12 protein-coding genes and 2 pseudogenes are annotated in these 15094 nt (G+C 69.7%); 5 read left to right on the top strand and 9 right to left on the bottom strand.

Features of this window, described 5'->3' with window-relative positions:
• Positions 1-352 precede the first annotated feature (352 nt).
• On the top strand, positions 353-1609 hold the full coding sequence (locus ABZ876_RS32765) for an IS256 family transposase (RefSeq protein ID WP_361788746.1): 1257 nt from the start codon (positions 353-355) through the stop codon (positions 1607-1609).
• 35 nt (positions 1610-1644) lie between these two features.
• Here ABZ876_RS32765 and ABZ876_RS32760 read toward each other — a convergent pair whose 3' ends face one another.
• The 4 genes and pseudogenes from ABZ876_RS32760 to ABZ876_RS32745 form a co-directional block, all read right to left on the bottom strand.
• Complete coding sequence (locus ABZ876_RS32760; protein ID WP_361788745.1) at positions 1645-2211, bottom strand: GNAT family N-acetyltransferase; 567 nt, start codon at positions 2209-2211, stop codon at positions 1645-1647.
• A 74-nt stretch (positions 2212-2285) separates the two neighbouring features.
• Positions 2286-3224, bottom strand: a complete 939-nt coding sequence (locus ABZ876_RS32755; RefSeq protein ID WP_361788744.1) for a MerR family transcriptional regulator — start codon at positions 3222-3224, stop codon at positions 2286-2288.
• A 234-nt stretch (positions 3225-3458) separates the two neighbouring features.
• Positions 3459-4469 (bottom strand): annotated as a pseudogene (locus tag ABZ876_RS32750) (IS481 family transposase); the annotation flags it as partial.
• Between the two features lie 39 nt (positions 4470-4508).
• On the bottom strand, positions 4509-4907 hold the full coding sequence (locus tag ABZ876_RS32745; protein WP_361788743.1) for a VOC family protein: 399 nt from the start codon (positions 4905-4907) through the stop codon (positions 4509-4511).
• 94 nt (positions 4908-5001) lie between these two features.
• Here ABZ876_RS32745 and ABZ876_RS32740 point away from each other — a divergent pair, with 94 nt between their 5' ends.
• Positions 5002-6012: a YafY family protein gene (locus ABZ876_RS32740; RefSeq protein ID WP_361788742.1), complete on the top strand. Its 1011-nt coding sequence runs from the start codon at positions 5002-5004 to the stop codon at positions 6010-6012.
• Positions 6013-6022: 10 nt separating this feature from the next.
• Here ABZ876_RS32740 and ABZ876_RS32735 read toward each other — a convergent pair whose 3' ends face one another.
• The 3 genes from ABZ876_RS32735 to ABZ876_RS32725 form a co-directional block, all read right to left on the bottom strand.
• Entirely contained in the window at positions 6023-7852 is a 1830-nt protein-coding gene (locus tag ABZ876_RS32735; protein WP_361788741.1) for a TerD family protein, read from the bottom strand.
• 255 nt (positions 7853-8107) lie between these two features.
• Entirely contained in the window at positions 8108-8584 is a 477-nt protein-coding gene (locus ABZ876_RS32730; RefSeq protein ID WP_361788740.1) for a DUF3761 domain-containing protein, read from the bottom strand.
• A gap of 582 nt (positions 8585-9166) precedes the next feature.
• Positions 9167-10051 carry a winged helix-turn-helix transcriptional regulator gene (locus tag ABZ876_RS32725; RefSeq protein ID WP_361788739.1) on the bottom strand — a complete coding sequence of 295 codons (885 nt, stop codon included), beginning with the start codon at positions 10049-10051 and terminating at the stop codon, positions 9167-9169.
• Positions 10052-10110: 59 nt separating this feature from the next.
• On the opposite strand from ABZ876_RS32725, the gene ABZ876_RS32720 reads away from it, so the two are divergent.
• Entirely contained in the window at positions 10111-11370 is a 1260-nt protein-coding gene (locus ABZ876_RS32720; protein WP_361788738.1) for an MFS transporter, read from the top strand.
• A 210-nt stretch (positions 11371-11580) separates the two neighbouring features.
• Here ABZ876_RS32720 and ABZ876_RS32715 read toward each other — a convergent pair.
• Positions 11581-11760: pseudogene (locus ABZ876_RS32715) on the bottom strand (IS701 family transposase); the annotation flags it as partial.
• A gap of 268 nt (positions 11761-12028) precedes the next feature.
• Complete coding sequence (locus ABZ876_RS32710) at positions 12029-13357, bottom strand: PLP-dependent aminotransferase family protein (RefSeq protein WP_361788737.1); 1329 nt, start codon at positions 13355-13357, stop codon at positions 12029-12031.
• 284 nt (positions 13358-13641) lie between these two features.
• On the opposite strand from ABZ876_RS32710, the gene ABZ876_RS32705 reads away from it, so the two are divergent.
• Together ABZ876_RS32705 and ABZ876_RS32700 are read left to right on the top strand one after the other, a co-directional pair.
• Positions 13642-14685: an MFS transporter gene (locus ABZ876_RS32705; RefSeq protein WP_361788736.1), complete on the top strand. Its 1044-nt coding sequence runs from the start codon at positions 13642-13644 to the stop codon at positions 14683-14685.
• Complete coding sequence (locus ABZ876_RS32700) at positions 14682-14957, top strand: hypothetical protein (RefSeq protein WP_361788735.1); 276 nt, start codon at positions 14682-14684, stop codon at positions 14955-14957. Before ABZ876_RS32705 ends, ABZ876_RS32700 begins: the two co-directional genes overlap by 4 nt.
• The last annotated feature ends 137 nt before the right edge of the window (positions 14958-15094 follow it).

Genomic DNA, 15094 nt, shown 5'->3' with positions numbered 1-15094 from the left:
AGGTCGCAGTAAGAGCGAGGATCGAGACCGTGCCCCCGTAGAGCACAGCAGCAATAGTGGAAAGGAGCCCGATCACCATCGGGCACGCACCTTTCTTCCCCCGTTCGGCCCGGCCAGCTCATAGCCTGGGCGGGCGGGCGTTGATGCGTTTCCTCTCCACCATACGTGCGCCGTCAACTCCCCTGCGCAGCCCGGCCAAACCGGTGAGCCTTCGCGGTCACGGCATCAGCGAAGTCGGAGCAATGCTCAGATCCTGTGGATCGGCCCCGGGAGGACGTACCTTTCCGGGCGATTGATCGATAGGTCACCGAGCAAGACCGACGTTCGCGGCGTCGGTCGGGAAGGCACCTTCATGCTCACCGTAGTCAACGAAGACGGCGCCACGCGAGATGGGTCGTCGCTGCTGGACGAGATCGTCCGGGAGGGCGCCCGCAGGATGCTGGCCGCCGCGCTGGAAGCCGAGGTCAACGCATACATCACCGAGTTGGCCGACCAGCGGGACGAGAACGGGCGGCGGCTGGTAGTGCGCAACGGCTATCACCAGCCGAGGAAGGTCACCACCGCAGCCGGGACCGTGGAGGTGAAGGCCCCGCGGGTGAACGACAAGCGCACCGACCTCGATACGGGCGAACGCAGGCGGTTCTCCTCGGCGATCCTGCCGCCTTGGGCCCGGAAGTCCCCGAAGATCAGCGAGGTGTTGCCGCTGCTCTACCTGCATGGGTTGTCGTCGGGGGACTTCGTGCCCGCGCTGGAGCAGTTCCTCGGCAGTTCGGCCGGGCTGTCGCCAGCCACGGTCACGCGGCTGACGGCCCAATGGCAGGCCGACCACGCTGCCTTCATGGACCGTGATCTGTTGGCCACGGACTACGTGTACGTGTGGGCCGACGGCATTCACCTGCGCATACGCCTGGAGGAGGCCAAGGCTGCCGTGCTGGTGGTGATGGGCGTGCGGGCGGATGGCACCAAGGAGGTGATCGCGCTGGCCGACGGATATCGCGAGTCGACGGAGGCGTGGGCGGGCCTGCTACGCGACTGTGCCCGCCGGGGGATGCACGCCCCGGTGCTGGCCGTCGGGGATGGCGCGCTCGGCTTCTGGAAGGCCCTGGCCGAGGTGTTCCCCGACACTCGCGAACAAAGATGCTGGGTTCACAAAACCGCAAATGTTCTCGATTCCCTGTCGAAGTCGGCCCAGCCCGCGGCCAAGCGCGCCATCCAGGACATCTACAACGCCGAGAACAAGGAGCAGGCCCGCAAAGCCGTCGCCATATTCGCCAAGCAGTACAACGCGAAGTACCCCAAGGCGGTCAAGAAGATCGTGGACGATGAGGACGAGCTGCTGGCGTTCTACGACTTCCCCGCCGAGCACTGGATTCATCTGCGGACCACGAATCCCATCGAGTCGACGTTCGCCACCGTGCGGCTGCGGACCAAGGTGACGAAGGGTGCCGGCAGCCGGGCCGCCGGGCTGGCGATGGTTTTCAAGCTGGTCGAGTCAGCCCAGGCACGCTGGCGCGCTGTGAACGCACCCCACCTCGTCGCTCTGGTCCGTGCCGGGGCGCGCTTCGAACGCGGCCACCTCGTCGAACACCCCGAGACCCTCTCGGCGTGAGCAGCCTCAGCCGATCCGCAGAAGCCGGGAGGGTCTCAGGCACTCGTGCGCCGTATGTGCAGGTGGCCATCGCGGGGGAAGGAGGGCGGTGCCGCGGGCAGGATGGTGTCGAAGTCGTAGCTGCTCTTCTGCGCAACCCGGCACGATGCCAGGTTGTCCACCTGGTGCAGGAGTTCGAGACGCTCCAGCCCGTCGGCTTCGAAGGTGCCGAAGGCCCAGTTGGTGAGTGCCTCCAGAGCGCGGGAGGCCACTCCCCGCCCGCGAGCGTGCGCCGCGGTCCAGTAGCCCACTTCGGCCGCCGGTTTGCCGGAGGTGACTTCCTTGAGGACCACGTTGCCCACCAACTGTTCGCGAACTGAACCGGGTTGTGCCTCAAGGACGGCGAAGCCGAACCGGTCCCCCGCTGCCCAGCCCTGCTGCTGAGCCTGCACCCAGCGCGTCCCGTCGGCATCGTTGTCCACGACAGAGCTCGCCCACTGGCGCAGTGCGGGATCCCGGCTCACCTCGACCAATGCGGCAACGTCCGCCATGCGCCAGGGGCGAAGAACGAGAGCGGGAGAGACCGGCGACGCGGCCACCTGAAGTACGACCGGAGCACTCATCAACCGATCATATGTGGCGGCGTTTTCACCCGACGCCAGCCGCGTCCGCCCCCTGGCGCCTTGCGACCGCCCCGTCATTGCTGTGTCCGGACGCGCAGAGCCTGGACGGACCAATCGAACACTGGAGCCAGACTCTCCGGGGCCGGCCAGCCGTTGACCACTGCGAGCAGCTGGAGGTATCGCTCCCTGCGTGGGTCGTTCACGCTCTCCAGCCGAGTTGCCAGCCGGCGGCGAAGCTCGACATCGTCGGGGCGGCCGAGGAGGTGCGCGTAGTGCGCCGTGAACTTCGCGACGATCGGATCGGCCTGGGGTGAGGCCGGGTCGATGCCTGTGGTCAGGGCCGGGCCGGCCTGGTCACGGACGGCTGCGGCGATGTCGCGGCGCGGGCCCATCATGTCGCTTCGGGTCTGCTCGGCGGCCTGGTCCTCGGCCATCCGCCGCACGACGGCGCGGAAACCCGGGTCCAGGGACATTTCGGCCAGCTGCACCCACGCCTGGACCTGCTCTGCCTCCGGGTTGTCGGGCAACTCGGGGGTCATCGAGCGCATGACCCCCGCGAATGCGGGGGCGGCGTCAAGACCGCCGAAGACGGCGTCGAGGAAATCGCCGATCAGACGTCTGCGTTCGTCCTCAGAAAGCTGGGCCAGCCGGTGCATGAGTTCCGTCTCCTCAAGTGTGGACCCGCGCTCGGCCACCGCCGTCAGCACCGCGCGCCGCTGGCGCAGGACGCGGATCTGCACTGCCAGTGCTTCGGCGTGCGCTGCGGCGACCTCGGGAAGCGAGAGCTCGCAGTCCACGACCTTGCGGATCGTGGGCAGGTCCAGTCCCAGCTCGCGCAGGGTCCGCACGAGGTCCAGGCGTGCGACGGCGTCGATGCTGTAGAGGCGGTAGCCGGCCGGGCTGCGGTCCGTCGGCGCCACGATTCCGCGATCGGAGTAGAACCGAATGGTCTTGACCGTGAGACCGGTCCGTCGAGCTAGTTCGCCGATCGAGTAGAGCGTGTCGCCGTCCATGTCCCCACCTTTGTGTCTCCCCCTACTGGAGACTCAAGTCCCTTCGCCTGCCAGCAGGCAACCACTCCTCATCCACAAGTCTTGACAGTTCCTCGCGAAGTCGCCGGATCCTAGACTAGGTGTGGGGTCTCAGGACGTTGGTTCCACGGCGTCCTCGAAGGTGAGCTGCTGCGGGATCGTGTCGAGCGGCTTCGGTGGCTGGTCGAACACGATGCGGTAGTTGCTGCCGGAGGTCCGGCTGATGGGTGGCCGACCTCCGAGCGCGGAGTGCGGGCGCTCGTGGTTGTAGTAGTTGAGGAAGTCCGCGAGCGCGGCCCTGCGTTCCTGCTCGGAGGTGTAGTCGCGCACGTAGGCCCACTCGCGGGCCAGCGTCCCGTTGAACCTCCCCACCTTCCCGTTCGTCTGCGGCGTGTATGGCCTGGTGCGCTTGTGCTTCGTTCCCGTCACGACCAGGGCAGCGGCCCAGGCGAGAGAGCGGTAGCAGGAGCCGTTGTCGGTGAGGACGCGACGGATCGGCGTGATGTTGTGGGCAGCGAAGAACGCGATGGAACGATGCCAGAACGCGGCTGCGGTCACGGCCTTCTCGTCGTCCAGAGCCTCGGTGTAGGCGAGCCGGGAGTGGTCGTCGATCGCCATGTGCAGGTACGTGTAGCCGACCTTCCCGGTGCCGGGACCGGTGCGCTTGGAGGCCCGTGCGGCTTCGGTGCCGCGGTCGTGCATACGCCAGCCACCACCGGCGGGGATGCGACCGAGCTTCTTGACGTCGACGTGGACCAGGTCGCCAACCCGGTCGTGCTCGTAGCGGACGACTTCGCGCAGTTGCTCGCCGTTGGGCGGATCGAGGTCGCGCAGGCGGCTGAGCCCTCGCCGGACGAGGACTCGGTGCACGGTGGCCGGTGCCACGGTGATGCCGTGCAGCCTCTCCAGTTCGGCGGCGAGCCGGGCGGGCCCGTACTTGGTCTGGCGCCGCAGCGCCTCTACCAGATCGGCGATGTCCTCGCTCGTGCGGTTGGGGCTGGCGATGGGCCGGGAGGAACGATCCGTCAGGCCGTCCTCGCCGTGGGCGAGCCAGCGGGCGTACCACTTGGCCAGGCAGCGGCGGGAGACTCCTGCTTCCGCAGCGATGTGTGCGATCGGACGTCCGGCATCGACCCGCAGGCACAAGCGCAGACGTCCTTCGGGGGTCAGCGGTGCGTTCCGATGTCCCCTGCTGGTGGCGCTCCTGGACTCGGCGGCCGCGTTCACTGGGATCTCGGGGCTCCGCGTGAGCAGCTGTGCGTGGCGTCAGCGTGCGAACTTTTCGATGGCCGCCGGGGTGACGGGGGTGAAGAAGTTGACGAGGTTGCCGTCGGGGTCGCGGAACAACAGCGACCGGTTACCCCAGGGCATCGTGGTGGGCTCGTTGACGAAGTCGGTGACGAAGCCGGTCAGGTTGTTGTAAACGCGGTCCACGTCGTCGACGAGGAACTCGGTGATCACGCTGTGGTTGTCCGCCGGGCGGGCAGAGCCCGGGGCGAACAGCGGGACGGTGCGGGTGCTGGCGATCGCGAGGGTGGCGCCCGCGGTCTTGAGTTCGGCGAAGTCGTCGGTGGCCCACGTCGCCTGCATCCCTGTGGCTCGCTCGTAGAACTCGACGAGGCGTGCGACGTCGCTGGTGATGATGCGGATCGAGACGAAGTCCATGGGAATCTCCTTGGCTGGTGCTGGAGGCGTATACGTCGCAGGCTAGGAGAAATAGTGGACAGAATCGGTCCTGTATTCGCGTTAGGCTGCGAACGTGCCTCGACCCACCGGCCGCGTGCTGACACTCCTGGAGCTGCTGCAGTCGGGCGGCACCCGGACTGTGGCCGAACTGGCCGACCGTCTCGGCGTCGAAGGGCGCACTGTGCGGCGGTATGTGGACCAGCTGATCGACCTGGACGTGCCCGTGGAATCGCTGCGCGGCCGCTACGGCGGGTACCGGCTCGCTCCCGGGTACCGCCTGCCGCCCCTCATGCTCAGCGACGACGAGGCGCTGGCCGTGCTGCTCGGCCTGGTCGCCGGCCGCCGGACAGGGCTGACGACGACGGAGCGCACGGCAAACGAGACGGCGTCAGCGAAGATCCGGCGGGTGCTGCCCAAGCACATCGCCCGCCGGCTCGACACACTCCTGGACGCCCTCGCCTTCACGGATCAGCCCGGCGAATTCGACACCCCGGACGCCGGGCTCCTGCTCACCATCGCCGATGCGGTGCGCCACCGCCGACCGGTCTCGATCCGCTACACCGACCGCGACGGACGGCGCAGCGAACGCACACTGCACGCCTACGGGATCGTCGCCCACGAGGGCCGGTGGTACGTCACGGGCAAGGACGCCCAGCTCGGCGAGGACCGAACCTTCCGGCTCGATCGCATCGCAGACGCGAGGACCCTGCCCGGCTCATTCGAAGCGCCCGCGGGTCCCGGTCCAACACAGCGCGTGTTGTCAGGATTCGCCACAGCCGAGTACCGGCATGAGGTGACCTTGCGGATCCACGGGACAGTTGAGCAGATCCGCGCGCACCTCCCCGCCAGCGTCGCGAGCATCGAGGAACACGAGCCCGCGGCCGGCCAGGACCCGGCGGCCGAGCACTGGCTGCGCGTCCAGCTGCGGGCCGAGCGGCTCAACTGGTTGCCTCCAGTACTCGCCTCACTCGACCGGCCGTTCGTCATCGAGCGCCCCAATGAACTACGCGACCTCGTCATCGCGCTCGCCGATCGCCTCACGTCCTACGCCCGCAAGCCTGACAACGAGGAACCAATGTCATGAGACGGCACAACTAGGTGACGTTGACGCCGTGGGCCCGGGCGAGTCCGTCGAGGCCGTCGGTCCAGCCTTGGCCGATGGCGCGGAGTTTCCAGACGGGCTGGCCGTTGGCGGTGTGCCGGTACAGCTCGGCGATGGCCATGGCGCGGATGTCGGGGTCGGCGGGGGGCTGGAAGGTCCAGGTGGCCCCGGTGGCGCACTCCATGTACAGGGCTGCGTGGGTGAGGGCCCCGCAGGTCAGGCCGGCGTCGACGTCCATGTTGATGGCGATCGTGATGCGCTGGATGTGGGCGGGCAGGGCGGCGAGGTGGAGGGCTGCGCGTTCGATGGTGTGCGGGCCGTCGGTCTGCTTGCCCAGCAGGCGGACCGCGCCCTGGGCGGCGGAGGGCTGGTTGTAGAAGACGAAGTCCTCATCGCAGGTGACCTGGCCGCCCGTGTCGGTCAGGAAGAGGGTGAGGTCGGCGACGGCGCCGGCGAAGCGGAAGGCGATGCGCAGCCCTTGCCAGGCCTCTTCGGGCAGCACCAGATTCTCTCCTGGCGCGAGCGCGGTGGCAGCAGGGAGGGTCGGCAGCGCAGGAGTGCGGGTCGGCGCAGCGGGTGCGGGCGGCAGCGTCCGGTCAGTGGTCTGGCTCTTCCACTCGGCGAAGGGGCGGATCCGGTAGTGATCCGGCGGGGGAGCGGAGGGCGCGGCAGGGACGCTGGCGCGCAGGTCTCCGTCGAGGCCGGCAAGGGTCGCATCGCCGGGTCCGGCGTCGTCCTGAGCGTGGTCGAGGAGACTTTGCAGGCCGGGCAGCCGGCTGGTGTCCAGGGGCTTGATGGCGCTGGAGAGGTTCCCGGAGGCGGTGGTGGTGACCGCGCAGGCGACGTCCTGGCCGATGTCGAGGAACCGCAGTGCGTCGGTCGTCTCCCGCCACGGGCCGGCTTCGATGGCCTGGCGCGTCCAGCGGCCGTAGGCCACGAACCCCAGGCGCTGGGTGTTCGGCAGGCGCGTGAGCACGGCCAGGTCGATGGCGGTGATCCCGGGCGCGACGGCGAATGCCTCTTTGAGCGTGGCCACGATGTTCGACCCCATAGAGGTGAGCCACCACAGGGTGCGGTCGCGCTTGCTGAGGGTCTTGAGAGTGGGGCGCCCGCTGGGGGTGACTCCGGGCGTCTGGTCGGGCAGGGAGTCGATGTCCTGCTGCCGTATCACCACGGACAGGACGGCCCCGTCGACTCCCACCGCGCAGCCTGCGGCGGGGTTGTCGGAGAAGGCGTAGTCGAGCGCCTCGCACACGGTCTCCTCGTCGTTGGCGATCAGGGCCTGCCACCACTGATCGGCTTCGGCGGCCAGATGGCCGTGGACGGCGTGGAGGCGGGCCTGTTCGGCGGCCAGGTAGGCGGGGGCGTCTTCCGCGGCCTTCCGCTTGGCCGCCGCCCGCTCGGCGCGGGCGAAGACCCCCAGCCCCGCCAGGTGGTGGGCCTGGGCCTCTGCCAGGGCCCAGGCCAGACTCAGCTGCGGAGGCCCGGGCACGACCGGCGGCCGGGCCGGCGTGAAGGACTGCAGGTGGACACTGGTCGTCTGCTGCCGCAGCTCCTTCAACTGGGCGATGGCCGCATCGCGTTCCGCCTCCTGCTGGGCCCGCTCGGCTTGCCGGCGGGCCCGGTCCAGATGCGCTGCTGATGGGGCGACGGCCCGCGAGCGGGTCGTGCTGGCGCTGCGGCGGCTTCCGCCCAGGGAACTGGAGGCGTAGAAGGGGCCTACTCCAGAAGAGATCCGCGTGCCGCCGCTGCCCATGCTGATGCGCGCCGCGCGGGGGCCGACGGAGGTGCGTACGCCCCGGGTCGAAACCCGCACACTCATCCCCGGCACACCCACACGAAAGCCGAAAGCCATGGTTCCTCTCCGTTCTTGCCTTTCCTCAGGCAAGGCGCGCTGTTCTCGACAACGACGGCTCCGCTGCCACCTCGCACCCCGGCCGCCCAACACGGCCTGGCGCGCTCGGGTCCGCACCACCCGCGAGGACCTGGCGAGCCGACACGCCTGCCCCGGTGCTGCCCCATTTCCCCCGACCGCAGCCGCAGCGCTGAGGTTTCAGCAGCCGCGCCGCGGCGCCTGCTACCTGTAGAAGACCGCGACACCGCCGTGATGCGAGCAGGCTCCCTGGTGATGGGCGGCGTAGCTGTAGGTGCCGTCGTTGCACAAAGCGGTAACCCCGGCCGGGTGGGACGTGTCGCCGCCGGAATTCGACGAGCCGCCTGACGACGAGCCGCCTGACGACGAACCGCCTGACGACGAACCGCCTGACGACGAGCCGCCGCTGCCGCTCCCCGAGGAGCCGGCACTTGACTTGTGCGTGGCCGCCGGCGTGGGCTTGGCTGTCTTCGTCACGGTCACCGTGGGCGCCGGTGCTGCCGTCTCCGTCATGGTGACCGTGGGCGCCGGTGCTGCTGTCTTCGTCATGGTGACCGTAGGGCGCGGCGCGGGACTGGCCGCGCTGGAATTACCACCACCGAACGCGGCGCCGACCGCGAGCAGCACGAAACCGCCGACCCATACGCGCTTGCGCTTGTGCAGCGGGCGGATATCAGGCATGCGGACAGGCTCAGGCGAGCGGACAGACCACGGTCCGGGCTGGTGCTGGCTCACGCGACGATCCCCTCACGACAGACACCCGGACACACGCCACGGGCAGTTGAACACTTTACAAACCCTCCCCAGAAGCCGCGCAAGACCCGTACGTATGCGAAATGCTGGCGGTGCTCTCAGAACCTTCGACGCCTACGTGCTCCGGCGGCGGACTTTGTACGACCCGATCGAACCTGCAGTCCGCAGACAGTTTCCCGGCTGGTTGATGCCAGCCATCCCTGCCTGACGCCTCACCCGCCCGCTCGTGCCAGTAGGTGAGGCTTTGGCTCGCTATAGAGATGTAGCGGTGGTCCGGGTCCAGTACTCACACCACGTCGTCCAGCAGCTCGCCGTAGGCGTCTGCGACACTCGCCACATCCCCTGCCTCCTCCCCGCCAGTGAGCAAGGGTCTGGCGGGAGGCGAGCGTGTCAGGGTGGTCGGGGACCATCCCCGCATGCGCGGGGAGCAGCTCACCCAGCTGACCCGCATCACAGGGGTGCGAGGAATAGCCATCGTACGCGGCAAGCACGTCAGGTCCGGAAGGCCTGTCACGCCCCGGCCAGCGAGTCGACGAGCGCCAGGGCGTCGTCGACGGAACCCGCCGCATCGTTGAGCGGGTATAGCACGCCGCGCACCGTGCGGGAGGAGTCGAGGACGAGGGTGAGCCGCTTGAGCCGGTCCACACCCGCTGCGCGGAAGGTGGGTAGCCGCAGCGCCGCGGCCAGTTGCAGGTCGGCGTCGGACAGGAGCGGGAATGCGATCCGCTCGTGCTCCGCGAAGGCGGCGAGCTGGTCGGGGCGCTGCGTGCTGACACCGTGCACCTCCACATCGCGCTCGGCGAAGGCCGCCATCCGGTCGCGATAGGTGCACGACTCCAGCGTGCAGCCGCGGGCGCCCGGGATCTGGCCCCAGCCCGGTGGGTAGTTGTGCCCGCCGGGTGCGTAAGCCCCGGGGAAGCAGTACAGGACCGTCCACGCCCGGCCCGTGGAGACTGGGTCGACCGGCACGCCTCCCGGGCCGGCGAGTTCGAGCTCGGGGAGCCGACCCCCTACCAGGGCGTGCACGCGTCGGGTCTCGGCGGAGTCGGCCGCGCTGGTCGCCGAGAGGGCGCCGTCGCCCATGACATGGCGGGCGCCCCAATCCTGGAGCGTGACGAGGACCGGTAGCAAGCCGCGTCCGGCTGGCGTCAGGTGGTATTCGTACCGGGGAGGGTGGGGGCTGTAGAGACGCTTCTCCAGTACCCCGTCCGCGACAAGGTTTTTCAGACGCTCTGTCAGTACTTTGCGGCTGATGCCGAGTCCGTCCCGGAGCGCCTCGAACTGGTGCGTCCCGCCCGCGACGTCGCGGATGAGCAGCAGCGTCCACGGGTCACCGACCACCGCCAGCGCCTGCGCGATCGCGCAGTCCGGGTCGCCGAGCTCTGTGTACCGCATAATCCATGAGTATAGTCAGTTCCCTAAAGAGACTCACTCGACGGTCGCAGGGGGCAGGCATGACGACGGCAGTGCAGGGGCGGGGAGAGAAAGACAAACAGCCGGACAGCAGATCGCGCGTGGCGGCGTTCTGGCGTTACTGGGGTGCGTCCACGGCGAGCGGGATCGGCGACGCCGTGACAGCGGTGGCCCTGCCGCTGCTCGCCGTACTGGTGCTGCATGCCTCGGCATTCGAGGTAAGCCTGATCACGGCCGCCTCCTTCGCTTCGTGGCTCCTGATCGGCCTCCCGGCCGGAGTGCTCGTGCATCGTCTGCCCATGCGCGGGACGCAGGTGGCGATGGATTTGGTCCGGGCCGCTACGGTGGCCTCAGTGCCGGTGGCTGCCGCGCTCGGCGTCCTGACCCTGCCACACCTGATCGTCGTGGCCCTGGTGGTCGGGTTGGCGTCCGTCGTCTTCGACGTCGGCAACTCGACCTTCCTGCCCTCCATCGTCAGCAAGGAGGAGCTCACCAGCCGGAACAGCCTCACCTCGGGAACCAGGGCGGCGACCCAACTCGGTGGCCCATCCCTCGGCGGCGTGCTGGTCCAACTGCTCGGCGCGGCAACGTCGATCGTGGTCGACGCGGTGAGCTACCTCGTCTCGGCCGCGCTCATGGGCAGCCTGCCGCAGGTTGCGCACCCCGCGCAGGAGGGCCCGCGCCGCGGCATGGGCGAGATGGTCCGTGAAGGCTGGCGGTACGTCACCCGCCACCCTGTCATCGGCCCCTGCGCGGCGGACGCGACCGCCGTCAACTTCGTCTGCGGCGGCCTGATGGCGCTCACCCCGGTTTTCCTGGTCCGCACCCTCGATGCGCCGCCCGCCTTGGTCGGGATACTCATCGCGACCGATGGCCTCGGCACCCTGGTCGGTGCGGCGCTGACACCCCGGATCGTGGCACGCTTGGGCAGCGGCCGGGCGCTGTGTTGGGCCGCAGTGGTCTCCCCGTGCTTCGCGGCGCTGATGCCGCTGTCCGGCCACTCCGTGGCACTCGGCCTGTTCGCCCTGGGGAACGCCGGTTTCGCCGGGGCCGTGGTGGTGACGAGCATCGTGACGCGCACCTACCGGCAGACCGCCACACCCCCCGAGCTGCTGCCGCGCGTGATGGCGACGGTCCGGTTCATCTCCTGGGGCGCCGTCCCATTCGGCGCGCTAGCCGCGGGAGGTGCCGCCGCTCTGTGGGGAACCCGCGTCTCCTTCGCACTCATGGCCGTGGTCTCCACGGTGAGCCCAGCGATCCTCCTCGCGAGCCCGATCCGCCGGATGCGCGAGCTCGCGTGAACGGGATTTCGCGGGGACCGCAGTCGATCGGGACCGTGACGCCGCCAGCCGGCGCCGGACCATGCCCCTCATGTGGGGAGCCGACTGCATGACTTGCGCTTCTACACCCCAGCAAGCGCTGCTTTCCGCACTTTCACGGACGCTGGCAAACCGCAAAACTCCTTTCTTGTCGTCGATTGGTGTTTGGTCGCGGCGTTCGAGGGCGGCGGTGACGGCGAGGAATGCGTGGGTGAGGAGGGCCAGGGTGACCCAGCGGTGCCAGGAGTTCCAGCGGCGGACCTGGTGCTCGTCCAGCCCCGCGAGCGTCTTCGAGCTCTGGAGCATTTCCTCCACCGTCCAGCGGCTTCCTGCGACCGCGACCAGCGTGGACAGCGGGACCGGGCGGGGCGAGCCCGCCCACAAACCCGCAGGCACCACGCTGGTCACGCCCTGGTCGGGAGGCCGACATCCCCTCTACGCCCCTGGACCACGCCCCGCAGCAGGAAGAACAAGGAAGGTGGGTGGGTGGGACAGGTCCCGGGCGAGGGGATACGACCGTGCTCGGCATGGGGGTTTCTCCTCGGTGTCGATCGAAGTGGCCGTCTACGCGTCGGCCCCGGTGACCGTCCGACAAGCAGAGGGTGTTGGAGCAGGACTGGTTGTGGCGGGTGGCCGGTCGTCAGCCGAGGCCGGCGGTGTCCGGTCGGCTGTGGATGAGCTTCGCCAGGGTCATCAGCGCCCGGCGCAGGGTGTCGTCGTCGGCATCGGCGTTGAGGCCGACGCGGACACCGAAGGCGGCCTGGCGCCGGACGGCTACGTACTCGTCTCCGGGTGACACCACAACGCCGGCGTCGCGGGCAGCAGCGGTGAACTGGCCGACCGTCCACGGCTCTGGAAGAGGCAGCCACAGGTGGGGAGCGGCCGGAGTGATCCGGGCGCCGAGGTCGGCGAGGATCCCTGCGGCCATCGCGGTGCGCGCCGCGACGGCGGTCCGCCGGGCGGAGGTGATGGCCGCGGCAGTGCCGTCGTCGATCCAGCGTGTGAGGATCTCGCCCATGAGCGGGGCCGCGAGCCAGGTGGTCGCGCGGAGGGCGGCCGCCAGGTCGGTGTGGGCCGCCTCGGGGGCGGCGACCACGCCGATCCGCAGTCCGAGTGTGAGCACCTTGGCGGCACTGGACACGTAGCACGTACGGTGCGGCAGCAGTGCGGCCAGCGGCCCGGGGCGCGGGGCGGCGAGCGGTCCGAGCGGGTCGTCCTCCAGCACCCAGACGTTCGCCCGGTCGCACACCTCGGCGAGCTCGCTCCGCCGGGCGGTCGGCATCGTACGGCCGTCCGGATTGGCCAGTGTTGGCTGCAGGTACACGAGCCTGACCCGGTCCGCGGCGCAGGCGCGGGCCAGTGCGTCGGGGAGCATTCCGTCGTCGTCGCAGTCGACGGTGGTCAGCGGCACGCCCAGGTGCCGGGCGGCCGCGATCAGTCCGGGGTTGGTCAGGGGCGCCGTCGCTACCGTGCCTCCCGTTGCGAGTGCGAGCAGCGTGATGGTGAGGGCGTGCTGCGCGCCCGCGGTCAGCAGCACACGTTCGGGCGCCGGCCGAAAGCCGGCGTGGGAGGCCCAGGCGGCCCCGGCTGCACGGTGGGCCGACGCGTCGGTGCTCTGTTCGGTCGCAGTCACCGACCGCAGCGCTTCCGGATCGGCGGCCAGTGCGCTGAGCGTCGCGCCCAGCAGAGCGGAAGGGTCGACGCCGCCGGTGATTGGCGGGTGCAGTGAGGCCAGGTCGACCGTCCCGGAGACCGGGGTGCCGGCCAGGCCGAAGCCGGATCGGACGAAGGTTCCCCGCCCCACCTCACCCGCGACCAGACCGCGCCGCTCGGCCTCCGCATATGCGCGGGCCACGGTGCCCACGGTCACGCCGAGAGTACGGGCAAGGCTCCGGTGGGTCGGCAGACGGTCCCCGGGCCGAAGCCGGTCGCGCGCGATGTCCGCGGCCAGCCGGTCCGCGAGCCCCACGTATGCGGGTCGCCCTTCGGGGAGGGGGCCTGGATCCCACGTACCACGCACCGTTTCCACCAGATCCTCACCTCTAGCCGGGCAGATTGACTCCATCAAAGTCGCCGATTGCCGCCATGTCAAACACCGACGAACAGCCCAACAGGTCGAGGTGGCGCCCTTCGTAACGGTGTTTTCATCACCGCTTCGCGTGATTGAACCCGTCAATACTGTTCAATTGACACCATCTGGCTCGGATCCTACGGTGTCAATCCTTCGAACCGCTCCGAAAGGACGTCCCGCCGATGCGTTGGCACCCGGTATGGTCCGACTCCGGATTCCGAGCCCTCTGGGCAGCATCCGGAGTGAGCCTGATCGGCACCCAGGTGTCGGTGCTGGCTCTGCCGCTGACCGCGCTCATCGCCCTGCATGCCTCGGCCTTTGAGGCGGCGCTGCTGACGGCGGCAGGTACAGCCCCGTTCCTGCTGCTCGGCCTCCCGGCCGGCGCCTGGGCCGACCGGTGGCCGCGGCGCACCCTGATGGTCGCCTGCGACCTGGGCCGCGCCGTGCTGCTGGCGAGCCTCCCCGCGGCGCAGATGGCTGGGGCGCTGACCCTCGCGCAGCTCTACCTCGTCGCACTCGGGGTCGGCGTGCTCAGCGTCTTCTTCGACATCGCCTCGCTGTCGGTCCTACCCTCCCTGGTCGACGGTGACCGGATAGCACCGGCGAACGCACGGCTCGAGACAGTCCGGGCCGCAGCCCAGACCTCCGGGCCGGCGATCGGCGGAACGCTCGTCCAACTGCTCACCGCGCCCTTCGCACTTGCGCTCGACGCGCTGAGCTACCTGGCCTCCGCCCTCCTACTCCGCGGCCTGCCGCCGCTGCCCGCCCCCGCCGCCCCCAAACGGGCCGCCGGCACGCTTACCCAGATCGGCGAAGGGATACGGTTCTGCCTGAACCACCCCTACATCCGCCCCCTGGCCATCGGCGCGGCCTGGCTCAACTTCTGGACCGAAGCGCTCCTGGCGGTCTTCCTCACCTACGCCGTGCGAGAGCTCCACCTGTCCGCGGCCAGGGTGGGCACGGTCCTGGCGCTCGCGGTCTCGGCTACCTCGCCGGTTCGCTCCTGGCACCGCGCCTCAACGCACGAATGGGAGTCGGGCCCGCTATCGTCCTCGGCGCGGCCCTCAACGGCGGCTTCCTGCTGGTCGCCTGCGCGCCGCGCACAGGCACCACCGCCTGGCTCGTGTTCGGCTTCACCCTCACCGCCACAGGCGTCAGCGTCTGGAACGTCAACGCCGTCAGCCTCCGCCAGGCTACGACTCCCGACGGCTTCCTCGCCCGGATGAACGCGGCCAACCGCTTCCTCATCTGGGGCACCATGCCACTCGGCGCGGCGGCCGGCGGACTGCTGGCCGATCGACTCGGCCTTCACGACACCGTGGTCGTCTGCGCCCTAGCGGCTCCGGCGTGCGCGCTGCCCGTACTCCTTTCCCCCGTGCGGAAGGTGAGGACCATGCCGCAGCCGACGGCCCCTGCCGCGACCGCGCCCTCGGCGGAACCGCCGTCCACCGGCTCCCAGCCACAGGTCGCCGACCCGGTGGGCGAGGCCGCACGATGACACGGCTCACGCGCTGGGGCTCCCGACCGAGATTGGGCCCGACGTCACGGGCCTCGGGACGGCGACGTCCCCAGGGCCCGGCCCGGTTGCGGGAAGCCATTGCTGCGCAGTCTGCTGCTCGATCTGGTGACACCCAG

Source organism: Streptomyces sp. NPDC046931, assembly GCF_040644655.1.
GTDB lineage: Bacteria > Actinomycetota > Actinomycetes > Streptomycetales > Streptomycetaceae > Streptomyces.
Note: the sequence above shows the minus strand (reverse complement) of the source record. Positions and strands in the feature narration are given on the sequence as shown.